This window comes from Loktanella sp. 3ANDIMAR09, assembly GCF_001420005.1.
Classification (GTDB): domain Bacteria; phylum Pseudomonadota; class Alphaproteobacteria; order Rhodobacterales; family Rhodobacteraceae; genus Loktanella.
Window position 1 is genome coordinate 1 of record NZ_LJAK01000006.1, and the last position, 22,028, is coordinate 22,028.

Genomic DNA, 22,028 nt, shown 5'->3' on the forward strand with positions numbered 1-22,028 from the left:
GGCAGCGGCCTCGGCCCGCGCGGCCTGTGTCGTGCAGTCGCGCACCGCAGCCTGCGCGGTGGCATAGGCCGCGTCCGCGTCCCGCCAGCGCCGGTACAACAAAACACCCTCGGCCTGACGCAGTGCAGTTCCGATCTCGCGGTAGCGTGCGGCCTGCCGCGCCTGCCGCGCCAGCGTACCCAGCTGTGCCGCCAGTTGCGCGATCACGTCATCGACGCGGGTCAGGTTGCCTTCTGCGCCGCGCAGCTTCAGCTCTGCCTCGTGGCGGCGCTGATACAGACCCGAAATGCCTGCCGCTTCTTCCAGGATACGGCGGCGGGATTTGGGTTTGGCGTTGATCAACTCGCTGATCTGCCCCTGCCGGACCAGTGCCGGCGAATGCGCCCCGGTCGAGGCATCGGCAAACAGCATCTGCACATCGCGGGCGCGCACATCCTTTGCACCGACCTTGTAGGCAGACCCCGCATCACGGGTGATGCGCCGCGTTATGTCCAGCGAATCGCTGTCATTGAACGCCGCAGGGGCCAGCCGTTCGCCGTTGTCGATCTGCAGCACGACCTCGGCGAAATTGCGTGCAGGCCGCGTCGCCGTGCCCGCAAAGATCACGTCCTCCATCCCGCCGCCACGCATGGCAGAGGCACGGTTTTCCCCCATGACCCAGCGCAACGCTTCGAGAAGGTTGGATTTTCCGCAACCGTTCGGGCCCACGACACCGGTCAGCCCGTCCGCGATCACCAGATCGGTCGGGTCGACAAAGCTCTTGAAGCCGTTCAGGCGGAGCCTGGTGAACTGCATTGCGCACGCTATCCTTGGACTGGCGGGCAGGATGCGCCACGGCAAAGCCCCGAGTCAACGCGCGCAGCACCGCATCTGCGCTGATCCACCCAGTTATCCACAAGATATTGCGCAGTCCCGGCCAGCAACTCACGTCGGGAAAGCCTGACAGAACGCCGCAGTCCGCCCTTGACGCTGGACGCTCCCGAGGCGCACAAAGGGCGTGCAAGGTTCCCCACACAGACGCAAAGCGTCGGGGATGAAACTGGGAATGCGGAACGGGCCGATCCGATCAAGGAGGCCCCCAGCCGCAGCCGCCCCCGCGACTGTATGCGGAGAGTGCGCCGTCGATGTGCCACTGGGGTCAACCCCGGGAAGGCGACGCCGCACCTTGACCCGCAAGCCAGGAGACCGGCCCTGCACATTGAAACACCACCCGCCGGGGATGGCGGGCAAAGGAGACGACATTATGCATATCGAACCGGGCCTTGTGACAGGCGCAAAAATGGCATTGGGCGCAGTGACCGCAGCAGGCGCTGCCACCGTCAGCGCAAAACTGGTATGGGAAAGCGCCCAGGAACGCGGGCTGGTCAGCCTTGGCGCACGCGCGGCCATGGCCACCATGGCGACCGTGATCTTTTTCGAGGTCCTGCCCCACTTTGCCGCAGGTCCGTCCGAGGTCCACCTGATCCTGGGATCGACCCTGCTGCTGATGCTGGGCACGGCCCCCGCCGCGATCGGTCTGGCCCTGGGCCTGCTTGTTCAGGCGTTGTTCCTGTCCCCCAGCGATCTGCCGCAATACGCGATGAACGTGACCACCTTGCTGGTGCCCCTGCTGGGCCTGCATTTCGTCGCACGCAAGGTCATCGCATCCGACACGGCTTATGTCGATCTGACCTATACGCAGGCCCTGAAACTGTCCGCCACCTATCAGGCCGGTATCGTGGCCTGGGTTGCCTTCTGGGTAATGTGGGGTCAGGGCATGGGTGCCGAAACGATGGTGTCGCTGGCGACATTCGGTGCGGCCTACATGACCGTGTTGCTGCTGGAACCGCTGGTTGATCTGGCCGTGCTGGCAGGTGCCAAGGCACTGCGCGCCAACGGCACGCCCTTGCTGAACAGCCGCGTCTACAACGCCGCCTGAACAACGCCCCATCGAACTGACATCAACGGGCCGAGGGGTATCCCCTTGGCCCGATCCCTATTCCGCGCAGGAGCGTTCCCATGGCTACCAAAATTCCCGCCACCGTCGTCACAGGCTTTCTGGGCGCGGGCAAGACCACACTGATCCGCCACATGCTGCAAAACGCCAATGGCAAGCGTATCGCACTGATCATCAACGAATTCGGCGATCTCGGCGTGGACGGCGATATTCTCAAAGGCTGCGATCAGGACGCCTGCGCCAAGGACGACGTGGTCGAACTGTCGAACGGGTGCATCTGCTGCACCGTGGCCGACGATTTCATCCCCTCGATGGAGGCGCTGCTGGCCCGCGACCCCGCCCCCGATCACATCGTCATCGAAACCAGCGGTCTGGCCCTGCCGCAACCACTGGTGCGCGCGTTCAACTGGCCGGGCCTTGCCAGCCGCGTGACGGTGGACGGCGTGGTGACCGTCGTGGACGGCGTCGCTGTCGACGAGGGCCGCTTTGCCCATAACGTCGATGCCGTGGACGCCCAGCGCCGCGCCGACGAGGGCCTTGATCACGAAACGCCACTGTCGGAACTGTTCGAGGATCAGATCGCCTGTGCCGACATGATTGTCATCAACAAGACCGACCTGATGAAACCAGAGGCCGCCGCCGCCCTCGCGACCCGCCTCAAATCCGAATCCCGCGATGGGGTTCAGGTGGTCCGTACCGCAATGGGTGCCCTGCCGGTTGATGTTCTGCTGGGTCAGGGGATCGGTGCCGAAAACGATCTGGAATCACGTCACGAGGTACACCACCATCATCACGATCACGATGATGACCATGATCACGACGATGATGACCACGACCACCACCACCATGCCCACGAACACGGCCACGACGAATTCGATTCCTTTGTGGTCGAGCGGGCGGAAATCGATGATCCGGCGGCCTTTGCGACCCAGCTTGCCGACGTGATCCGCGCCCACGATATCCTGCGGCTCAAGGGGTTCGCGTCGGTCGCTGGCAAACCGATGCGCCTGACGGTGCAGGCGGTCGGCCCGCGCGTGGATCACTACTACGATCAACCGCTGGGGCAGACCCCGCGGGGGGCACGCCTCGTGGTGATCGGTCAGGCCGGTCTTGACCGTGCCGCGATCACGGCAGCCTTGTCTGCCTGATGCTGACCGTCGTCCCAGCCGACCCGCGCGACCCCGAGGGTCGCCGCCTGCTGACGGCCAGCCACGCGTTCCTGCTGTCGAAATATCCGCCGGAGTTCAGCTTTGCCCTGTCGGTCGACGAACTGGCCGCGCCGCACATCCGGTTTTTCATCGCCAGCCAGGACGGCGATGCCCTGGGCTGTGTCGCGCTTGCAAACAAGGGTGCCTACGGCGAGGTGAAATCGATGTTCGTGGACCCCGCCGCGCGCGGATCGGGGGCAGGTGCCGCCCTGATGCAAGCCCTGATCGCCGAGGCGCGCACCCAGGGCCTCGCCCTCTTGCGCCTCGAGAGTGGCGATGACCTCTACGCCGCGCACAGGCTATATGCGCGGCATGGGTTCACGCCATGCGGCCCCTTCGGCGACTACGTCGAGGGACCGCATTCGGTGTTCATGGAATGCCGGCTATGACAGCGTCACTTGTCCAGCTTTTCCGGACCGCGCACCGTCTTGGGACCCATCTCGTCGATGGCGATCTTGTCGGCACCCTCATTGGGACGGTCCAGCGGCAGGCCGCCGGTTTCCGCCAGCTTGGCAGCGCGACCGGCCTTCATCCGCTCCAACAGGGCGGCCTTGTCGTTGCGCGCATCGCCGGTCTGGGGGTTGCGCCCCTTGCCGTCGCGGGTCTTGGGCGCGTTGCGGCCCGGTTTGGGGACGCCGGATTTACTGTAGTCCATGGGATTACCTCATGTATCAATGGTTGGCATGCGACCTACGCTGACCTGTCGAAAGGTCAAGCATAATGCATCTGTTGGCCGCCAGCGCCGGCGCGATATCCGACGGGACGGAACCCGTCGATCTGGGCCAGACACCCGCCGATGTGGTAGTAATCTCGGCCGCCGATACCGAACTGGCCGCCCTGTCAGAGGCGCGCGCCGCAATGGACGCGCCCCCCGGCCTGCGGCTGGCCAGCCTCATGCATCTGCAACACCCGATGTCGGTCGACCTGCATCTGGACGCCTGTGCCACGAAATCGCGGCTGGTCATCGCCCGCGTGCTGGGCGGTGCTGGCTACTGGCGCTACGGCTTGACGCAATACGCAGCCCAGCTGCGGACCGCTGGCGTACCCGTCGCGTTCCTGCCCGGTGACGACCGAGAGGATCCTGATCTGCGCGGCCTCAGCACCGTCACCGACGCCGACTACGACGCATTATGGAGCTACCTTGTCGAAGGCGGCCCGCAGAACGCCGTCCGCTTTCTGGCCTGTGCGAAATCCATCGTGGACGACACCGACCGCCCTGCCCCCGCCAGCCCGCTGCTGCGGGCGGGTGTCTACTGGCCCGGCGCGGGCGTGGCCGACCTGACTGCGACGCAAGAGGACTGGACCGACGGCGCACCGGTCGTGCCCATCGTGTTCTACCGGGCGCTGGTCCAGGGCGGCGGGCTTGCCCCGATCAACCGCCTTGTACGCGCATTGTCACGCAAGGGGCTGAACCCGCTGCCCGTCTTCGTGGCGTCGCTCAAGGACCCGCTGTCCACGGCCACCTTGACGGAACTTTTCCGACAGGCCCCGCCATCGGTGATCCTGAACGCCACCGCCTTTGCCGTCGGCAGCCCGCATGACGGCGACGACAGCCCCGACAACCCACTGGCCGGTCCGCAGGCACAAGGCGCGCCCGTGTTCCAGGTCGTGTTGTCAGGCGGCACCGAACAGGCCTGGCGCGACAGTCCCCAGGGGTTGTCCGCCCGCGACATCGCCATGAACGTTGCCCTGCCAGAGGTCGATGGACGCATCCTGACGCGGGCCATCAGCTTCAAGGGCGAGGCCTTCTTTGACGCCGCCACCGAATGTCCCATCGCCACATATCAGGCACAGGGTGACCGGATCACATGGGTGGCCGATCTTGTTGCCAACTGGACCGGGCTTCAGCGCACCCCCGCAGCCCAACGCAAGGTCGCCCTGATCCTCGCCAATTACCCCAACAAGGACGGCCGCCTTGCCAATGGTGTCGGCCTCGACACCCCCGCCGCCACGGTCCACGCACTGGAACTGATGCAATCCGCCGGCTACGCGACGACCCCGCCCGCGAACGCACAGGCGCTGATGGACCAGATGATGGCGGGGCCCACCAACTGGCTGACCGACCGCGCGTACACCGGCGGCGGTGAATTCCTGCCGCTCGACATCTACCGGCAGTACTTCGACGCCCTCCCCTGGGAGGTCCGCGAACAGATCACCACGCGCTGGGGCGCACCTGACGACGACCCCTTCATCATCTTGCCGGAAATACTCCCGGCGGAGGCATCCACCCCATCCACCGGCGCAGGTTTCAAACTGTCGATCCACCGGTTCGGCAATGCGGTCGTGGGCCTGCAACCCGCGCGCGGTTACAACATCGACCCCACAGAGACCTATCATTCCCCCGACCTTGTGCCGCCACACAACTACCTGGCCTTCTATTTCTGGCTGCGCCACCATTGGGGTGCGCATGCGCTGGTCCACATGGGCAAACACGGCAACCTCGAATGGCTGCCGGGCAAGGCGCTGGCCCTCTCCGGCACCTGCTGGCCAGAAGTCACGCTGGGCCCGGTGCCACATATCTATCCCTTCATCGTCAATGACCCTGGCGAAGGCACGCAGGCCAAACGCCGCGCGGCGGCTGTCATCATCGACCACCTGACACCGCCCCTGACCCGCGCAGAAAGCTATGGCCCCATGCGCGATCTCGAGGCGCTGGTCGACGAATATTACGAGGCCGCAGGCCTCGATCCCCGCCGTCTCGAACACCTGCGCCGCGAAATTCTGTCCCTGTCAGAGGTCACGGGCCTCAGCCAGGATGCAGGTTTCAAGGGCGAGGCCGAAGGCGATCTGGCAAAACTCGACGCCTACCTGTGCGAGTTGAAAGAGGCACAGATCCGCGACGGATTGCATGTCTTTGGAGCCAGCCCCACGGGCCAGCAGGAAATCGACCTCAGCATCGCGCTGGCCCGCGTCCCCCGCGGTGATGGCAAGGGCGCGAATGCCTCGCTCCTGCGTGCGCTCGCGCTGGATTTCGGCTTGTCCATCGACCCGCTGGACTGCGACCTTGCTGCCCCCGCACCCGAAAAACCCGGCGCACTTGGCGACGCAAGGGGCTGGCGGACCAATGGCGATACGGTCGAGCGGCTCGAGGCGCTGTCACAAGACCTTTTGACAAGCGGCACTCTTCCCGAAACGCTGCGCGCCGCCTCAGGGGACGGTGGGCGGGGCGCCTTGGGCGTCAGCCCAACAGCGTCGGCCGCCGTCATCGCGGAAATCGAGGCGCGGATCCGCCCTGCTGTCGCTGCCTGTGGCCCGGACGAGGGGGCGGCCCTGCTGCGGGCCCTGGATGGCCGCGCGATCCTGCCGGGGCCATCGGGCGCGCCGACACGCGGCCGACTGGATACCCTGCCGACAGGGCGCAACTTCTATTCCGTCGACAGCCGTGCGGTGCCGACACCGACCGCCTGGGCGCTTGGCTGGAAATCCGCCAACCTGCTGATCGACACGCATTTGCAAACCCACGGGGATTGGCCGCGCAGCCTGCTGCTGACCGCATGGGGTACTGCCAACATGCGCACGGGTGGCGACGACATCGCGCAGGCGCTGGCGTTGATGGGGTGCAAGCCGACGTGGGACGCTGCCAATCGCCGCGTGACGGGGTTCGAGGTGATCCCGTCATCTGCCCTCGGTCGTCCGCGCGTCGACGTAACCCTGCGCATCTCGGGCTTTTTCCGCGACGCCTTTCCGCAGTTGATCGCGCTGGTCGACAGTGCCGCCCGCGCGATCCAGGCGCTAAACGAACCCGAGGACCTCAACCCCGCAGCCGCGCGCGCGCGCGCGGGCGAGGACGCAGCCCGTGTCTTTGGGTCAAAACCCGGGGCCTACGGTGCGGGTCTGCAGGCACTGATCGACGAACGCATCTGGTCGGACCGCAGCGATTTCGCCGAGGCCTATCTGACCTGGGGCTCCTATGCCTACGGGGCCGACGCACAGGGCACCGCCGCGCGCCCCGCATTCGAGCAACGTCTGACCCAGACCGATGCAATCGTGCAAAATCAGGACAACCGCGAACACGACGTACTGGACAGCGACGATTACTACCAGTTCGAGGGCGGTGCCGCCGCTGCCGTCGCCACGCTTCAGGGGCAGGATCGCCCGATCTATCACAACGATCATTCCCGTCCCGAACGCCCCCTGATCCGCACGCTCGAGGATGAAATCGGCCGCGTTGTGCGGTCCCGCGTCGTGAACCCCAAATGGATCGCCGGCGTCAAACGCCACGGCTACAAGGGTGCGTTCGAAATCGCGGCGACGGTTGACTATCTCTTTGCCTTTGCTGCCACGACCGGGGCGGTGCGCAATCACCACTTTGACCTCGTCGAAGAGGCCGTTCTGGCAGATGACGACACCCGCCAGTTCATCGCCGAGACCAACGCGCCCGCACTGGCCGAAATCGCGGCCCGCCTGCAAGAGGCGATCGACCGCGGCCTGTGGTCACCCAAATCGAATTCGGCCCGCGCGCGCATCGCGGGATTGCTGTAGCGCGCAACCATGCAGCGCAATGTCACCGCCGGATTGCATCAGAACGCGCGCCGGCCGCCACAGTCCGTTGCGGCAGGAGACCTACAACCCGACAGCCAGCGCCGCCGTGCCCAGATAAAGCGCAAAGAGGGTCAGGACAAAAATGCGCATTTCAAGGGATTCCCGCTTGTGTCGTTCAGGCGCTTCTCTTGGCAAGCCGCGACCGGCCGCGCCACATCTTTTTACGCTCCGGATCGTGCAGCCGTGAAAATCGTTTCTTTCCTGCCACAACTTCTGCGCTTAGACCGGTAACATGATACAACATCTGACCATTCTCTTGGGGTTTCAACTCTTGGGCGAGGCGATCAGCCGTGGCGCGGGCCTCCCCTTGCCGGGCCCTGTTCTGGGTATGGCGCTGCTCTTCGTGGCGTTGATGGCCGTGCCGCGGCTTGCTGCGATCACCACCACGGCACAGGGGTTGCTGGCACATTTGTCGTTGCTGTTCGTGCCCGCAGGCGTTGGCGTGGTGGGCCAGCTCGATCGGCTGGGTGACGACGGTCTGGGTCTGGCACTGGCCATCCTGGGGTCGACCGCGCTGGCGATCATTGCGGCGGTCTATACCTTCATCGGCGTGGCACGGGTGCTGGGCCGATGACCGATGTGGCCGATATCTGGATCTACCTGTCACAGGGGCCGCTGTTGTGGCTGACCCTGACGCTGATTGCCTACGGCATCGGTGACACGGCCTTTCGCGCCTCGGGACGCAAGCCCATCGTCAATCCGGTCCTGCTGGCCGTGGCGATCCTGTCGGTCGTGCTGACCCTGACCAACACCAGCTATGCCACCTATTTCGAAGGTGCGCAGTTCGTCCACTTCATGCTGGGACCAGCGACCGTCGCCCTGGCCGTCCCGCTTTATACCAATCTCGCGCTGATCAGGCGCAGCTTTTTGCCGATGCTGGCCGCTCTGGTCGTGGGCGCAGGCACGGCGATGGTGTCAGCCGTGGTGATCGCGCGACTGGCTGGCGTTGGTCCCGACACCCTGCTCAGCCTTGTTCCGAAATCGGTCACGGCCCCCGTCGCCATCGGCATCACCGAGGCATTGGGCGGCCAGCCTGCCCTGACCGCCGTGCTGGTCATCGTCACAGGCGTCACGGGTGCCATCATCGGCACACCCATTTTCAATGCACTGCGCATCACCGACTACCGCGCGCGCGGTTTCGCAATGGGTGTGGCCAGTCACGGCATCGGCACCGCGCGGGCATTCCAGGTCAATGAAACCGCAGGCGCATTCGCAGGCATCGGCATGGGCTTGAACGCGCTGCTGACGGCACTGATTGCCCCCTTGCTTGCGCCCTATCTGGTCGCCGCCTACTAATACCCCACAATCAAAACCGGAGCGCGCCATGACCGACGACACCGAACGCCACAACGCCAAGATGGCCAAGAAAAAGGCCGCCCGCGACAAGATCATGGCGACAAAGACCGACGAAAAGGGCCTGATCATCGTCCACACCGGCAAGGGCAAGGGCAAATCATCGGCCGCCTTCGGCATGATTTTCCGCTGCATCGCGCATGACATGCAATGCGCCGTCGTCCAGTTCATCAAGGGCGGCATGAGCACGGGCGAACGCGACCTGATCTTGTCGAAATTCTCCGGCACCTGCGCGTTTCACACCATGGGCGAGGGGTTCACATGGGAAACCCAGGACAAGAGCCGCGACACCGAAATGGCACAGGCCGCCTGGGCCAAGGCCCGCGACCTGATCCGCGACCCGGCCAACAAGATGGTCCTGCTGGACGAAATCAACATCGCGATCCGCTATGACTATGTCGATGCAGCCGAGGTGGTGGCCTTTCTGCGCGCCGAAAAACCGCCCATGACCCACGTGGTCCTGACCGGCCGCAACGCCCATGCCGACTTGATCGAAGCGGCGGACCTGGTGACGGAAATGGAACTGGTCAAACATCCCTTCCGCGCCGGCATCAAGGCGCAGATCGGTGTCGAATACTAACCCACCATGCAGCTGACCAAGGCACACGCAGCCGCATTGCAAGACATCCTGACATGGCGCCGCGACGTGCGCCATTTCCGCAGCGATCCGATCGCGCCAGACCGGATCGCGCGCCTGCGCGCGGCGATGGACCTTGCGCCATCGGTCGGCAATGCCCGCCCTTGGCGCGTGATGCAGGTGGACACGCCTGCAACCCGCGCCGCGGTGATCGCCAATTTCGAACGTGCCAACGCCGCCGCGGCCAGGGCCTATACCGACGACCGACGACGCGCCTATGACGCCCTCAAACTCGCGGGCCTGCGCGAAGCACCGGTCCACCTCGCCGTCTTCACGGCCGACAACCCGGACGAGGGACACGGCCTGGGTCGCCAGACCATGCCGGAGATGCTCAGCTTTTCCACGGTCTGCGCGATCCACAGCCTCTGGCTGGCGGCCCGTGCGGACAACATCGGCACAGGCTGGGTCTCGATCCTCGACCCCGTTGCGTTGCAGGCCACGCTGGCGGCCCCGCCACACTGGCAGCTGACAGCCTATCTCTGCCTCGGCCTGCCTGCCCGATCGGACGACACACCGCTTTTGCATCGCACCGACTGGCAGGAAAACACCGCAACCCCCTGGCAGGTGGTCTAGACTTCTTCTGGGCAAAAATATCCCGGGGGAGGCGCAGCCGGGGGCAGCGCCCCCACCCGAATTTTCGCGAAAATTCGGCTACCCGCCCAGTGATGCGCCGGGTGCCAGAACAGCAGGGTCCAGCACGCATTCGATGATCGCGACGGTCCCGGCGGCGCGCGCCGCAGCAAAGGCCTCGGCGAACTGGTCCTGCGTCCTGACCGTCGCTCCGAACCCGCCATAGGCGCGGGCCAGGGCCGCGTAGTCCGGATTGGCCAGCACGGTGCCGGACACACGCCCGGGATAATGCCGTTCCTGGTGCATTCGGATGGTGCCGTAGCGCCCGTTGTTCATCACGATCACGATCGGGGTGGCGCCGTGCTGAACGGCGGTCGACATCTCGTTGCAGGTCATCTGGAAACACCCGTCCCCCGCAAGGCAGACCACCGGCAGGTCCGGATGCCGCAACGACGCGGCAATCGCTGCGGGAAATCCATAACCCATCGACCCCGACGTCGGTGCCAACTGTGTCCCGTACTGCTTGTAGCTGAAATAGCGGTGCAGCCAGGCCGCGTAGTTGCCCGCCCCATTGGTCAGGATTGCATCGCTTGGCAGATGATCGGACAGCCAACGGATGATCTGCTCTTGCTTGACCGCGCCCGGCGTCTCGCGCGGCCTGATCCAGTCCAGGTAATCCGCACGCGCGGCGGCGGTCCACGCAGACCAGCGCGGTGCCGCGACAGGCTGTGCGACCAGTCCCGCCAGCGTCATGATCGCATGGTCCGCCGGGCAGACCGCCTGTGCGTCCGTACCAAAGACGCGTCCGATCTCGTCCGCATCGGCGTGGATGTGCAGGATCGTCCTGGCCGGTGCTGCGGGATCGACCAGCGTATAGCCCTGCGTTTCGATATCACCGAACCGCGTTCCCAGCAGCAGCAGGCAATCCGCATCCCGAACCCGTTGCGCCAGCGCAGGGTTGACCCCGACATTCAGGTCACCGGCAAAACAATCGTGCCGGTTGTCCATGTAATCCTGCCTGCGAAAACTGGTCACGACGGGCACGCCCGTGGCCGTGGCAAAGCGTTCCAGCGCCTGTTGCGCGGCCCTTGACCAATGCGGACCACCCACCACGACCAGGGGACGCGCGGATTGCATCAGCTCATCCAGCACGCGTGGCAGCGCAGCCACATCAGCCGCAGGCTGCGCAACAACCCCTTGGAAATCGGGCACATCCGACGCGGCACTCAGCATGTTTTCGGGCAGGGCGAGCACCACGGGACCGGGTCTGCCGGACTGTGCCAGCCGAAAGGCGCGCACGATGTATTCCGGCAAGCGATCCGTATCGTCCACCTGGGCCACCCATTTCGCCAGCCCGCCGAACATCTGTTTGTAATCGACCTCCTGGAACGTTTCGCGGTCCGTGTGGCGATTGTCGATCTGGCCTATGAACAGCACCATCGGCGTGCTGTCCTGCATCGCCACATGCACGCCCGCGCTGGCGTTGCAGGCCCCCGGCCCGCGGGTGACGAAACACACGCCCGGCCTGCCGGTCAGCTTGCCGTGCGCCTCAGCCATCATCGCAGCCCCGCCTTCGTGACGGCAGACGACGTTCTGGATACCGCTGTCAAACAGCCCATCCAACGCCGCGAGAAAGCTTTCGCCCGGCACCGAGAACACACGGTCCACCCCCAGTTTCACCAGCTGATCGGACAGAATCTTACCGCCGTGTCTCATTGCACATTCCTTTCGCGCATTCGCACATTGGCCTTTTGCCACCGCGCCTTACCTCAGTCTCGACAAATTCAAAGGAGGCTTCCATGGCCAAACTTCTCGGCATTTCGGGATCATTGCGCAAGGCATCACATAACCGGCTGCTCATCGCAGAAGCAGGACGGTTGTTCGGCGCGGACACGCTCACATTTGGCGACATCGACCTGCCCCTGTACAATGGCGACCTCGAAGAGGCGTCGGGCATCCCCGCAGCGGTCCAGACCCTCTCCGACCAGATCGCAGCGGCAGACGCGGTCGTCATTTCCACGCCCGAATACAACAAGGCCCCGTCAGGCGCGTTGAAAAACGCATTGGACTGGATCAGCCGCACGGACGGTGCCGTGCTCAAGAACAAGCCCGTCGCCATCATGTCTGCCACCGCTGGCCGGTCGGGTGGCGAACGTGCCCAGTTTTCCCTGCGCCTGATGCTGACGGCATTCGACGCACGCGTGCTGAACGGACCAGAGGTTCTGGTCGGTGCCAGCTACGAACAATTCGACGACAACGGGCGTCTGATCGCCGACAGCTATCAGGATTTCCTCAAGGCACAAATGGATGCGCTGCGCGCCCTGATCTGACAGGGCGGCCTGCGCGATTGCCCTGAGCGGCACCTTGCGGCACTTTGCCGACATGGACAATCGCGAAACCCTGACCCTGACCGATATGATGGACCCCGCACGCGCCACGGCGCTGGCGGCGACGATGGGTGTGGATCGCAGCTATAGCGTTGGCGATCCACTGCCGCCGTTCGGGCAGCATGTCTATTTCTGGACCCCGGAACCGCCGCACGGACTGGCCGACAATGGTCACGCCGCACAGGATGCCGGATTGCCCGATCTGGGGTTGCCGCGCCGCATGTGGGCCGCCGGACGGCTGGTGTTCCACTGCGACCTGCTGGCCGGTGTGCGTGCCGAACGACGCACCCGGATCGAGACGATCACGCAAAAGGACGGGCGGTCCGGTCGGCTGGCCTTTGTCAGGTTGCGGCATGACATTCGACAGCGCCAGACCCTCGCGCTGACCGAATGGCAGGACATCGTCTATCGCGCGACAGACGCGGACACACCCGAACCACCACGGGCACCGACCGACCAGACCGACACCCGCGTCCATCATTTCGACAGCGTGACGCTGTTTCGCTATTCCGCGCTGACCTTCAACGGACACCGCATCCACTATGACGATCCCTATGCCCGTGCGCAGGGCTACGGCGGGTTGGTCGTCCATGCGCCGCTGCTGGCACATCTGCTGATGGATTTCGCGACGGATGCGCTTGGGCCATTGCGCAGTTTCGACTACCGCGCGACAGCACCATTGCTGGTGCACGAGGCCGCAACACTCTGCCGGCGCGCCACCGATCTGTGGGTGCGCGCCCCGGACGGACGCCTGTGCCTGACGGCGGCGGCGACATGACCGACCGCCCCTTTCATCCCCGCGCATTGGGCGAAATCGCTATCCGCTGCAGCGACTACGCCGCAATGCGTGATTTCTACGGCCGCATCTTGGGGCTGACGCCCATCACCGGCGGCCTGCGCGGCGGCTACCGCGACGGAATCACCTTTTATCAATTGGGCGAAAGCCACGCAGGCCATGTGGCGGTGCTCGCCCTGTTCGCGGATAAGGGGCCTGTGACCACCGGCGCGGGGTCAGCGTTGCACCATCTGGCGCTGGCGCTGCCGTGGGACGAGCAGGTCGCCGCCCGCGATTGGCTGCTTGCAGCGGGACATCCAGCGGAATTCACCGATTTCGACTGGGCTGGCTGGCGCGGGCTGTTTACCCGTGATCCCGATGGCAACACCGTCGAACTGGTCGCCGCATCGCCCGACTGGCATATTACCGCGGATTAGAGGTTCGCCGCAGCCCGGAAATCATCGGGGATCTCGTCACATCCGCCGAGTATCAGGCCGGCCATGACCTGCGCCACCTTGGGGGCCATGCCGAACCCGATCTTGAAGCCGCCGTTGGCGACGAACTGGCCCGGCCTGAACGGATGCGCGCCCAGCATCGGCGCACGACTGCGGCTGCGCGGGCGCACACCGGCCCAGCGTGCGATCACGGCTGCGTCGCGCAACGCAGGCACCGCCGCGCGCGCCGCCGCGATTACCGTATCCAGCTGGTCGTCCGTGGTGCCGGGATCGTCAAAGTCGCGTTCGGTGGTCGACCCGACTGCCGTAGTGCCGTCATGGTGTGGCACGATATGCACACCACCGGCAAAGGCTTGCGCCTGTCCGCGCGCATCGACGTCCAGCAGCGCCGCCTGCCCCTTGACCCCGGCCCCCACCATCCGGCTGTGGGCGGCGGTCATGTCTTGCAGACCCTGCCAGCCCGTGGCCCAGACCACCGCGCCGCTGTCCGGCCCTTCGGTCAGGATCGGCACGCCCGCGCGGGTCAGCGCCTGCGCGAGGGCGCGGGTCGCGTCGCGTGGCTGGATCAGACCCGACAGCGTGTCATGCACCCACAACCCCGTGGGACTGTCGGGGATCAGGTCGCCCGGGGCCGCATCGGTCACCTGCCAGATGGCATGGCCCTGCCACAGATCCCGCGCGCCCTGCGCCCGCGACCGGGCCAGCGCCACGGCGGCATCATCGGCCAGGGGCTGAACCCGCCCGCTGCGGGCATATCCCGTCGGCAACCCCGAGGCCAAGGCCACGTCCGACCAGAAATCCTCCGCCATCAGCAGGCTTTCGAATTGAAACGCCTTTTTCGGGTTCCATTGGTCCGGCACATGCGGGGCAAGGGCGCCGACGATGCCGCCACTGGCCCCGGACGCCGGCCCATGCGGGTCGATGACCTGCACCGATGCACCGCGTTGCAGACAGGCCCAGGCGATGGAAAGGCCGAAAACACCTGCACCACGCACCGTCACATCACTTGCCATCGCGCCCTCTCCGGTTCAGACCTGACCCGACGCTTAAGGCAAACGACCATGACCGACCAGCCCGCCATCCTCAGTTGGAAAGACACGCCACACGGCCCGGTGCCGGTGTCCGACCTGTTCGATGATCCCTATTATTCGCTGAATGGTGGCGTCGATGAAACCGCCCACGTCTTTCTGCGCGGCAACGGCCTGCCGGAACGGTTTCACGACGGGTTCCACATTGCCGAATTGGGGTTCGGAACGGGGCTGAATTTTCTGTGCGCCCTGCGCGCGTTCCGCGCCTCCGGCGTGGCGGGACGCCTGATGTTCACCAGTTTTGAACTGCACCCGATGACACAGGCAGACCGCGCACGCGCGCTGGCCCCGTTCGACGGTCTGCCGGTGGGGACACTGGACGCCGCCGATCTGTCGCATGTCGCGGGTCCCGATTTCACGTTGCGGGTGATCGCGGGCGACGCGAACACCACCCTGCCCGCATGGGACGGCATGGCCGACGCATGGTTCCTTGACGGGTTTTCACCGGCCAAGAACCCCGCCCTGTGGCGACCGGAACTGCTGCAACAGGTGGCCGACCACTGCCAGACAGGCGGCACCTGCGCGACCTATTCGGCGGCAGGCCATGTGCGCGCCGCACTGGCCGCAGCCGGTTTCACCGTCACACGTCAGCCCGGCTACGGTCGCAAACGGCACATGACCACCGGGATCAAGGAATAACCCATGCAAAGTTCCAACACCCGGTTGGGTATCGGCCTGATGACGGCAACCACATTCGTCTTTGCCGTGCAGGACGGGCTGTCGCGGCATCTGGCGACGGATTACAACGTGATGATGGTCGTGATGATCCGCTACTGGTTCTTTGCCGCCTTTGTCATCACCCTTGCGCGGTTGCGCACCGGATCGGTGCGGCAGGCCGCCCGCACCAACCAGCCCAAGGTGCAGATCCTGCGCGGTTTGCTGCTGGCGGCCGAAATCATGGTCATGGTGGCAGGTTTCGTGGCGCTGGGACTGGTCGAAAGCCATGCCGTCTTTGCCTGTTATCCACTGCTGATCGCGGCCCTGTCCGGTCCCGTGCTGGGCGAAGGCGTGGGGCCGCGCCGCTGGATCGCCATTGGCGTGGGGTTTGTCGGCGTGCTCATCATTCTGGAACCCGGATTTGCCGTCTTTGCCCCGGCGGCCATCATCCCGCTGATCGCGGCTGTGATGTTTGCGCTTTATGGTCTGTTGACGCGGTACGTGGCGAAACTGGACACCGCCGCAACCAGCTTTTTCTGGACAGGCGTCGCGGGGGCGGTGGCGTCCACTGCCGCCGGCATCTGGTTCTGGGAACCCATGACCGGCCCCGACTGGGCAATCATGGCCGTGCTCTGCGTCACGGGCGTCAGCGGCCATTGGCTGCTGATCAAGACCTACGAGGTCGCAGAGGCGGGATCGGTCCAGCCATTTGCCTATCTGCAACTGGTCTTTGCGACCGCGATCGGGCTGACGTTCTTTGGCGAGGTGTTGGAATGGAACGTGGCGCTGGGGGCTGCGATTGTCGTCGCGGCTGGCGTGTTCACGCTGATCCGTAGTCGCGCAGGCGGCTGAAAACCAAGATCACTTTACCGCCACGACTCTTGCGTCATTTTTGGGCACAACCTAGAACGGACGCTCTGAACCAACAAAGCTTGCACGTGATGCCACCACCTGATGGAATATTCGATCTGCCCGTCGCCGGACAACCGGATGTGTCGGCTGCATTGCTGCAACTGGGCGTGCAGGTTGCGGGGCTTGGCCTTGGCACCGTGGATTATGTGAACGACACGATCACGCTGGACACGCGGGCTGCCGAACTGTTCGACCTGCCAGCCTTGCGTCCCGTGCCCCGCGATGAACTGCACGCCCGCATCCACCCCGAAGACCAGCCACATGTGCAGCACGAGGTCGAGGCCCTGCTGGCCCCCGGTCAGCCGGATATCGTGGATGTTGTGCACCGCGTCCCGCGACCGGACGGGGGCCATCGCTGGCTGAGCGCGCGCAAGCAGGTCACGTTCACACATGACGCGGATGGCAACACGCGGCCCGTGTCGGGTCTGGTGGCGATCATGGATATCTCCGCCCTCAAGAGCCACGAAGACCGTGTCGTGGCCCTTATGGGGGAAATGAATCACCGCCTGAAAAATGTCCTGACCATCGTGCAGAGCATCGCACGTCTGACGGCACGCACCACTGATCCGCAGGATTTCCTGGCCAGCTTCAATGCCCGGATGGCGGCACTGGGGCAGAACCAGAACTTGCTGATGCAGCAGGCCGCCGTAGGTGTGCAACTGGGCGATCTGGTGCGCGAACAGCTCAGCCCCTTTGCCAGCAAGACCGACCCGCGGATCACCGTCGAAGGCCCCGCGCTGATCCTGCGCGAAAGTGCGATGCAATCCATCGGTCTGACGCTGCATGAACTGGCCACGAATGCGACCAAATACGGTGCGCTGTCAGTGTCAGAGGGTCGATTGACCGTCAGCTGGACACTCACGGACGAAACACTCAGCCTCTATTGGCGCGAGGATGGCGGCCCGTCGGTCAAGGCACCAGAGCATCGGGGTTTCGGCACATCCGTGCTGCAAACCATGACCGAGGCGGCGCTGAATGCCACCGTCACCCAGGACTTCGATCCCAAGGGGCTGCGCTGGTCCATGACCTGCCCGGTTCAGGCGATCCGCGACACCAACCCACCCCGCTAGTCAGGGGCGCGGGATGGGGCGCAGGGTTTCCGGCGGGGCGCTGCCTTCTGGAATGACAATCAGCTCGACCACGTCCGGTGGTGCCGATGACGTGGCCACACGCGCTTCGGCATTCAGCGCGGCAGGGCGCAATTCAGGCCGCGGTGCCGCAAGCACCTCTGCGGGGACCGGTTGTTCCACCGACCCATCGGGGCGCAATCGGGGACGCACGGATGCCATGCTGCCCGTGATCATGTCCAGAAAATCGACCTCGCCCGTCGTGCCAGTCAGACGTGCGCGGTAGACGGGCAGTGATTCACTGACCCGCTGGACATAGTTTCGTGTCTCGCGGAACGGGATGTGTTCGATCCAGTCGACGACATCGACCTCACCCTGTCGCGGATCGCCGCGTTCGTCCATCCAGGTTGCAGGGCGGCTAGGCCCGGCGTTGTAGCCTGCGGCGACCTGAATGACGGAATCACCAAACCTCTCGCGCAGGCCAGCCAGATAGGCCGCACCCAGCTGCGCGTTATAGCGCCAGTCGCGCGTCAGATTGGCCTCGGAATAGCTCAGGCCCAGTTCACGGCTGACTTCACGCGCGGTGGCAGGCATCAGCTGCATCAGACCCTGTGCGCCCACCGGGCTGCCTGCACCGATGTAGAATTCGCTTTCGCGGCGGGAAATGGCCAGCGTCAGATCCGCCGGCACCGGCAGATCCATATCCGCCACGGGGTGCAGCGGAAAATACGCCGAGGGCACGATGACACCGCGCTCGGCAGCGGCCTTGCCCAGCAGGACCGTCAGATAGGTTTCATCCCGCGCGGCAAAGGCCCGGCCCAGACGCGCGATATCCGCAGCCCCCAGCGTCTGACCGAGGTTGTTGACGAATGCGATGGCCTTGCCGCGCTGACCCGCCTCGATCAAGGCGACCGCGGCCCGCACGCGGTCATCCTCTATGATCGGCGCGCTTTGCCAGTCCAACCCCTCGTCCGCGCCGATCAGCGCAGGGTCCAGCGGCAGGTCCAGCCTGTCGGCAGCCAACAGACCGTAGAAACTGGTCTGGTGCACCGCCGCCCGGGCAAAGGCCGCTTCGGCCTCGGTCGCCCGGCCCAATGCAGACAAGGCACGTCCCTGCCAATATCCAGCACGTCCTTCACTGATCGGCGTATCGACGGTGGCGGCAAAGGCGTTGAAATGTTCCAGCGCCAGTTCCGCATCGTCCAGATAGGTCAGCGCCAGATAACCCGACAGCCATTCCAGATCGGCATAGTTGTAGCCGTCGCCGGGGGTCGTGAAATGCTGTGACGCCATGCGGTACGCCCGTTCGGGGTCGCCGTTGCGCATCTCGTACCGCGCGAGGATACGCCGCCACCCGGACCAGCGAAAGGGTTCGCCCAGTGCGGCGGCACTCGTGGATTGCGCCAGCAGCAGGTCCATCGCATCACTGCGCCGCCCCCGGTCAGCGGCCCAGTTATACCGGTCATACAGCAACCCCGGCGTGTCGCGCAGATCCTCGGGCACCGCGGCCAGTGCCGCATCGACGCCGGATGCATCGCGGATCAGCCGCGACCGGGCGGTCAGCAAGGCCTGCTGGCCCTCGTCCAGCAGGGGGCGCATTTTCTCGGCCGCGTCAGTGCGCCAGGCCCACAGCAGCTGATCGGTCCTTTCGCCGTGCAGATCGGCCAGATCATCGCCGAAACTGTCCAGCAGCAATTGCTGGCTGAAATCCGACAATTCCAGATCGGTCCACGCGGTGCGCACGACGTTGCGCGCACGATCAATCTGGCCCGTGGCCACCAGCGCCTGCGCCAGTCGCACGGCCCCCAGACCCGTCTGCGGCGGCAAACCGTCGAACCACAGGATGACTTGCGCCGCACTTGCGTCCTCGGGGATCACCTGCTCTCCGGCGGCGCGCACGACGTTTTCGCCGGGCCAGTTCGGGCGCCGGGCCTCGAAATCGATGTACTCCGCGAATGTCGCATCGCCGAACCGCAGGCGTTGCCAGGTCACCAGATCGGTCATCACCGGGTCATCGACCCCTGCTGCGGCATAGGCCGCATCATAGTCGCGATCATTGGACAAACGGACTGCCTTGATATCGTCATCGGTCACGGTCTGGGCTGTCGCCATGACAGGCCAGAACAGGACACTGGCAACACGCATGAAACCGGGGATCGAAAATCGCATAAAGGCACCTGTGGCGCGGAACAGAACTGTCACTCGAATATGGTCTATCATGCTGACGGGGCAACGCACATTCTTGGCATTCGGGGGAAACCCCGCTAGGGTCCGCGCGATTTCGCCGATGGCGCGCAGCCCGGCCCCAACATCAGGACAACACCCCATGTTCAAAGGTTCATTCGTCGCCCTCGTCACGCCGTTCAGCGGCGGCAAGGTGGACCTCGCAACGCTCAAAAACCTTGTCGACTGGCATGTCGCGCAGGGCACGCACGGGTTGGTCCCGGTCGGCACCACCGGCGAAAGCCCGACACTGACCCACGACGAACACGATCTGGTCGTCCAGACCGTCGTCGATCATGCGGCAGGCCGTATCCCGGTCATCGCAGGTGCCGGCTCGAACAACACCATGGAAACCGTCCGACTGGTCAAGGCCGCCAAGGCCGCAGGGGCCGATGCCGCATTGGTCGTGACCCCCTATTACAACAAACCCACACAGGCCGGTCTGATCGCGCATTTCACCGCCGCTGCCGATTGCGGCCTGCCCATCGTGATCTACAACATTCCAGGCCGGTCCGCCGTCGACATGACCGTCGCCACCATGGCAGAGCTGGCCAGGCTGCCGATGATCGTCGGCGTCAAGGATGCCACCGGCGATTTGTCCCGCGTGCCCAAACAGCGCATGACCTGTGGCACAGATTTCGTGCAGATGTCGGGCGAGGACGCGACGGCACTGGGGTTCAACGCCCACGGCGGCACGGGCTGCATCTCGGTCACGGCGAACGTCGCACCGGCACTGTGTGCACAGATGCAGGACGCCACGCTGGCCGGCGATTTTGCGACCGCGTTGTCGATCACCGACCGCCTGATGCCCCTGCACGAAGCGATTTTTCTCGAACCGGGGCTGGTCGGCGCGAAATATGGCCTGTCGCTGCTGGGCTTGGGCAACGAAGAGGTGCGCGCGCCGCTGGTCGGCCTGACCGATGGTGTCAAGGACCGCATCCGCGCCGGCATGGTTCACGCAGGCCTTCTGAACTGACGGGACGGCGGGCGGGGCGCATTTGCGGGCATCGCCCGCAAACAGCGGCGTCAGGCGTCCCGCAGCCAATCCGTGTCGTAGTCAACCCGGCCGCAACCGCCAAAGACGGCCGCGCGCGCCAGCTCTGATTGCAGGCGCGTCAACCGCGCCTTACCCATCGCAACGCCCGGTTCGGGCCAAAAGGCGCGCACCGCCAGCACATCACCCTGCCGTGCCATGTCGATGCGCCCGATTGCCCGGTCCCCTTCCCACACCGGAAACACGTAGTAACCATAGCGCCGCTGCGGTGCTGGTACGAAAATCTCGATCCGGTAATGAAAACCGAACAGCCATTCCGCCCGCTTGCGGTCGCGCAGCGCGGGATCGAACGGTGACAGGATGCGCACCCGTCCCGGCAGGTCCGGCACCGTCGCATCCAGCAGATCAGGACGCGCCAGGCAGCGACGAATCCGGCCCTCCGCCCCTGATACGTCCACCGGCACTGCACGGCCTGCGGCCATTTCCAACTCACACCAGACCCGCGCTTCTGCCGGGGTGACATGCGCCCAGAACGCCGCGATCTCGCCGCTGGTGGCGAACCCCAGCTTGTCCAGCGCCAGTGCGCACAGCCGGTCGATGGCCTCTGCCTCGCTGATTTCTGTCTCGCGCACCGCCTGCGGAATCACCCGTTCGGTCAGGTCATAGACCTTGCGGAACCCCTCGCGCCGCACCACCGACAGCGCACCGCTGCGCCACAGATATTCAAGCGCCGTCTTGCTGGGGTGCCAGTCCCACCAACCGCCCTTGCCCCGTGTCTCACCCGGGCCCACGTCGCCAGAGGTGCAGGGTCCGTGATCGGCGATCTGGCGCATGACCTCGTCAACCTGCACGGCGAATCCGGCAGGCCGGTGACGCGCCCAGCGCCGTTCCAGCATCATGCGGTCGCGTGCGAACCGCATGCGCCACAATGGCCACAGGTCCATGGGGATCGCAGCTGCGTCATGGGTCCAGTGTTCGAACACCGCGCGTTCGCCCGCCAGCAGTCGGTTCAGGACCGGCGGACGATAGGGCCGGTGCCGTGACCACAGGATCAGATCGTGCGCCCGCGCGAATGTGTTGACGCTGTCCAGCTGCACGAACCCCAGCGCATCGATCGCGGCCATCGCACTGCCCGCGCGCGTCGCACCCAGCCCGTGCCGGTCCAGAAACACGGCCCGGGCACGGGCATTGTCCAGTCGCTCTACCTGCATCGTACCCCCTGTT

General features: G+C 65.2%; 22 protein-coding genes and 1 riboswitch. Of the genes, 16 read left to right on the plus strand and 6 right to left on the minus strand.

Features of this window, described 5'->3' with window-relative positions:
* On the minus strand, positions 1 to 795 hold a 795-nt coding region (locus AN189_RS10190; RefSeq protein ID WP_157057450.1), incomplete at its 3' end, for an AAA family ATPase.
* A gap of 190 nt (positions 796 to 985) precedes the next feature.
* Positions 986 to 1,209: riboswitch (cobalamin riboswitch) on the plus strand.
* Positions 1,210 to 1,243: 34 nt separating this feature from the next.
* On the opposite strand from AN189_RS10190, the gene AN189_RS10195 reads away from it, so the two are divergent.
* The 3 genes from AN189_RS10195 (at position 1,244) to AN189_RS10205 (ending at position 3,533) form a co-directional block, all read left to right on the plus strand.
* Complete coding sequence (locus AN189_RS10195) at positions 1,244 to 1,918, plus strand: energy-coupling factor ABC transporter permease (protein WP_056035706.1); 675 nt, start codon at positions 1,244 to 1,246, stop codon at positions 1,916 to 1,918.
* Positions 1,919 to 1,998: 80 nt separating this feature from the next.
* Positions 1,999 to 3,084, plus strand: a complete 1,086-nt coding sequence (gene cobW, locus AN189_RS10200; protein ID WP_056035086.1) for a cobalamin biosynthesis protein CobW — start codon at positions 1,999 to 2,001, stop codon at positions 3,082 to 3,084.
* Positions 3,084 to 3,533 (plus strand): GNAT family N-acetyltransferase, encoded by a 450-nt coding sequence (locus AN189_RS10205; RefSeq protein WP_056035089.1) that lies wholly within the window; start codon positions 3,084 to 3,086, stop codon positions 3,531 to 3,533. Before cobW ends, AN189_RS10205 begins: the two co-directional genes overlap by 1 nt.
* A 5-nt stretch (positions 3,534 to 3,538) precedes the next feature.
* On the opposite strand, the gene AN189_RS10210 is transcribed toward AN189_RS10205, so the two are convergent.
* Positions 3,539 to 3,799 carry a hypothetical protein gene (locus tag AN189_RS10210; RefSeq protein WP_056035092.1) on the minus strand — a complete coding sequence of 87 codons (261 nt, stop codon included), beginning with the start codon at positions 3,797 to 3,799 and terminating at the stop codon, positions 3,539 to 3,541.
* A gap of 65 nt (positions 3,800 to 3,864) precedes the next feature.
* On the opposite strand from AN189_RS10210, the gene cobN reads away from it, so the two are divergent.
* From cobN to bluB, 6 genes are read left to right on the plus strand one after another with little or no spacing between them, the layout of a single operon-like run.
* Positions 3,865 to 7,626, plus strand: a complete 3,762-nt coding sequence (cobN, locus tag AN189_RS10215; RefSeq protein ID WP_056035095.1) for a cobaltochelatase subunit CobN — start codon at positions 3,865 to 3,867, stop codon at positions 7,624 to 7,626.
* Positions 7,627 to 7,635: 9 nt separating this feature from the next.
* A complete protein-coding gene (locus AN189_RS10220) occupies positions 7,636 to 7,917 on the plus strand; it encodes a hypothetical protein (RefSeq protein ID WP_056035098.1) in 282 nt (93 codons plus the stop codon).
* Between the two features lies 1 nt (position 7,918).
* Complete coding sequence (locus tag AN189_RS10225; RefSeq protein WP_056035102.1) at positions 7,919 to 8,260, plus strand: CidA/LrgA family protein; 342 nt, start codon at positions 7,919 to 7,921, stop codon at positions 8,258 to 8,260.
* On the plus strand, positions 8,257 to 8,982 hold the full coding sequence (locus AN189_RS10230) for an LrgB family protein (protein ID WP_056035106.1): 726 nt from the start codon (positions 8,257 to 8,259) through the stop codon (positions 8,980 to 8,982). Before AN189_RS10225 ends, AN189_RS10230 begins: the two co-directional genes overlap by 4 nt.
* A gap of 28 nt (positions 8,983 to 9,010) precedes the next feature.
* Positions 9,011 to 9,619, plus strand: coding sequence for a cob(I)yrinic acid a,c-diamide adenosyltransferase (cobO, locus tag AN189_RS10235; protein ID WP_056035108.1), 609 nt, complete (start codon positions 9,011 to 9,013; stop codon positions 9,617 to 9,619).
* 6 nt (positions 9,620 to 9,625) lie between these two features.
* Positions 9,626 to 10,249, plus strand: a complete 624-nt coding sequence (bluB, locus tag AN189_RS10240; protein WP_056035111.1) for a 5,6-dimethylbenzimidazole synthase — start codon at positions 9,626 to 9,628, stop codon at positions 10,247 to 10,249.
* A 78-nt stretch (positions 10,250 to 10,327) separates the two neighbouring features.
* On the opposite strand, the gene AN189_RS10245 is transcribed toward bluB, so the two are convergent.
* Positions 10,328 to 11,962, minus strand: a complete 1,635-nt coding sequence (locus tag AN189_RS10245; RefSeq protein WP_056035114.1) for a thiamine pyrophosphate-binding protein — start codon at positions 11,960 to 11,962, stop codon at positions 10,328 to 10,330.
* Between the two features lie 83 nt (positions 11,963 to 12,045).
* Between AN189_RS10245 and AN189_RS10250 the strand changes: the two genes are divergently transcribed.
* Genes AN189_RS10250 through AN189_RS10260 form a run of 3 tightly spaced genes read left to right on the plus strand, consistent with a single transcriptional unit; the run spans position 12,046 to position 13,845 of the window.
* Entirely contained in the window at positions 12,046 to 12,576 is a 531-nt protein-coding gene (locus AN189_RS10250) for an NADPH-dependent FMN reductase (protein WP_056035117.1), read from the plus strand.
* A 52-nt stretch (positions 12,577 to 12,628) separates the two neighbouring features.
* On the plus strand, positions 12,629 to 13,411 hold the full coding sequence (locus tag AN189_RS10255) for a hypothetical protein (RefSeq protein ID WP_056035120.1): 783 nt from the start codon (positions 12,629 to 12,631) through the stop codon (positions 13,409 to 13,411).
* Positions 13,408 to 13,845 carry a VOC family protein gene (locus AN189_RS10260; RefSeq protein WP_056035124.1) on the plus strand — a complete coding sequence of 146 codons (438 nt, stop codon included), beginning with the start codon at positions 13,408 to 13,410 and terminating at the stop codon, positions 13,843 to 13,845. Before AN189_RS10255 ends, AN189_RS10260 begins: the two co-directional genes overlap by 4 nt.
* Here the strand turns inward: AN189_RS10260 and AN189_RS10265 are convergent.
* Entirely contained in the window at positions 13,842 to 14,876 is a 1,035-nt protein-coding gene (locus tag AN189_RS10265; protein WP_056035126.1) for an FAD-binding oxidoreductase, read from the minus strand. The genes AN189_RS10260 and AN189_RS10265 overlap by 4 nt on opposite strands.
* Before the next feature lie 48 nt (positions 14,877 to 14,924).
* Here AN189_RS10265 and mnmD point away from each other — a divergent pair, with 48 nt between their 5' ends.
* The 3 genes from mnmD to AN189_RS10280 all read left to right on the plus strand — a co-directional run bounded on the left by mnmD (position 14,925) and on the right by AN189_RS10280 (position 17,590).
* On the plus strand, positions 14,925 to 15,590 hold the full coding sequence (gene mnmD, locus AN189_RS10270) for a tRNA (5-methylaminomethyl-2-thiouridine)(34)-methyltransferase MnmD (protein ID WP_056035128.1): 666 nt from the start codon (positions 14,925 to 14,927) through the stop codon (positions 15,588 to 15,590).
* Positions 15,591 to 15,593: 3 nt separating this feature from the next.
* Positions 15,594 to 16,460, plus strand: coding sequence for a DMT family transporter (locus tag AN189_RS10275; RefSeq protein WP_056035131.1), 867 nt, complete (start codon positions 15,594 to 15,596; stop codon positions 16,458 to 16,460).
* 89 nt (positions 16,461 to 16,549) lie between these two features.
* On the plus strand, positions 16,550 to 17,590 hold the full coding sequence (locus AN189_RS10280; protein WP_056035134.1) for a sensor histidine kinase: 1,041 nt from the start codon (positions 16,550 to 16,552) through the stop codon (positions 17,588 to 17,590).
* Here AN189_RS10280 and AN189_RS10285 read toward each other — a convergent pair whose 3' ends face one another.
* A complete protein-coding gene (locus AN189_RS10285; RefSeq protein WP_172794896.1) occupies positions 17,591 to 19,807 on the minus strand; it encodes a lytic transglycosylase domain-containing protein in 2,217 nt (738 codons plus the stop codon).
* A gap of 106 nt (positions 19,808 to 19,913) precedes the next feature.
* Between AN189_RS10285 and dapA the strand changes: the two genes are divergently transcribed.
* Positions 19,914 to 20,786 (plus strand): 4-hydroxy-tetrahydrodipicolinate synthase, encoded by an 873-nt coding sequence (dapA, locus tag AN189_RS10290; protein WP_056035136.1) that lies wholly within the window; start codon positions 19,914 to 19,916, stop codon positions 20,784 to 20,786.
* 50 nt (positions 20,787 to 20,836) lie between these two features.
* Here the strand turns inward: dapA and AN189_RS10295 are convergent, their stop codons facing one another.
* The gene (locus AN189_RS10295) at positions 20,837 to 22,015 is read right to left on the minus strand and encodes a winged helix-turn-helix domain-containing protein (RefSeq protein WP_056035140.1); all 1,179 of its coding nucleotides are present in this window, start codon (positions 22,013 to 22,015) and stop codon (positions 20,837 to 20,839) included.
* Between the last annotated feature and the right edge of the window lie 13 nt (positions 22,016 to 22,028).

Bases quoted from the DNA above. Each gene is read 5' to 3' on its own strand.
- AN189_RS10205 (WP_056035089.1), top strand. From the start codon at position 3,084: ATGCTGACCGTCGTCCCAGCCGACCCGCGCGACCCCGAGGGTCGCCGC.
- cobN (WP_056035095.1), top strand. From the start codon at position 3,865: ATGCATCTGTTGGCCGCCAGCGCCGGCGCGATATCCGACGGGACGGAA.
- AN189_RS10195 (WP_056035706.1), top strand. From the start codon at position 1,244: ATGCATATCGAACCGGGCCTTGTGACAGGCGCAAAAATGGCATTGGGC.
- bluB (WP_056035111.1), top strand. From the start codon at position 9,626: ATGCAGCTGACCAAGGCACACGCAGCCGCATTGCAAGACATCCTGACA.
- AN189_RS10280 (WP_056035134.1), top strand. From the start codon at position 16,550: ATGCCACCACCTGATGGAATATTCGATCTGCCCGTCGCCGGACAACCG.
- AN189_RS10265 (WP_056035126.1), bottom strand. From the start codon at position 14,876: ATGGCAAGTGATGTGACGGTGCGTGGTGCAGGTGTTTTCGGCCTTTCC.
- AN189_RS10260 (WP_056035124.1), top strand. From the start codon at position 13,408: ATGACCGACCGCCCCTTTCATCCCCGCGCATTGGGCGAAATCGCTATC.
- cobW (WP_056035086.1), top strand. From the start codon at position 1,999: ATGGCTACCAAAATTCCCGCCACCGTCGTCACAGGCTTTCTGGGCGCG.
- AN189_RS10220 (WP_056035098.1), top strand. From the start codon at position 7,636: ATGCAGCGCAATGTCACCGCCGGATTGCATCAGAACGCGCGCCGGCCG.
- AN189_RS10255 (WP_056035120.1), top strand. From the start codon at position 12,629: ATGGACAATCGCGAAACCCTGACCCTGACCGATATGATGGACCCCGCA.
- cobO (WP_056035108.1), top strand. From the start codon at position 9,011: ATGACCGACGACACCGAACGCCACAACGCCAAGATGGCCAAGAAAAAG.
- AN189_RS10245 (WP_056035114.1), bottom strand. From the start codon at position 11,962: ATGAGACACGGCGGTAAGATTCTGTCCGATCAGCTGGTGAAACTGGGG.
- AN189_RS10275 (WP_056035131.1), top strand. From the start codon at position 15,594: ATGCAAAGTTCCAACACCCGGTTGGGTATCGGCCTGATGACGGCAACC.
- AN189_RS10225 (WP_056035102.1), top strand. From the start codon at position 7,919: ATGATACAACATCTGACCATTCTCTTGGGGTTTCAACTCTTGGGCGAG.
- AN189_RS10210 (WP_056035092.1), bottom strand. From the start codon at position 3,799: ATGGACTACAGTAAATCCGGCGTCCCCAAACCGGGCCGCAACGCGCCC.
- AN189_RS10295 (WP_056035140.1), bottom strand. From the start codon at position 22,015: ATGCAGGTAGAGCGACTGGACAATGCCCGTGCCCGGGCCGTGTTTCTG.
- mnmD (WP_056035128.1), top strand. From the start codon at position 14,925: ATGACCGACCAGCCCGCCATCCTCAGTTGGAAAGACACGCCACACGGC.
- AN189_RS10250 (WP_056035117.1), top strand. From the start codon at position 12,046: ATGGCCAAACTTCTCGGCATTTCGGGATCATTGCGCAAGGCATCACAT.
- dapA (WP_056035136.1), top strand. From the start codon at position 19,914: ATGTTCAAAGGTTCATTCGTCGCCCTCGTCACGCCGTTCAGCGGCGGC.
- AN189_RS10230 (WP_056035106.1), top strand. From the start codon at position 8,257: ATGACCGATGTGGCCGATATCTGGATCTACCTGTCACAGGGGCCGCTG.
- AN189_RS10285 (WP_172794896.1), bottom strand. From the start codon at position 19,807: ATGATAGACCATATTCGAGTGACAGTTCTGTTCCGCGCCACAGGTGCC.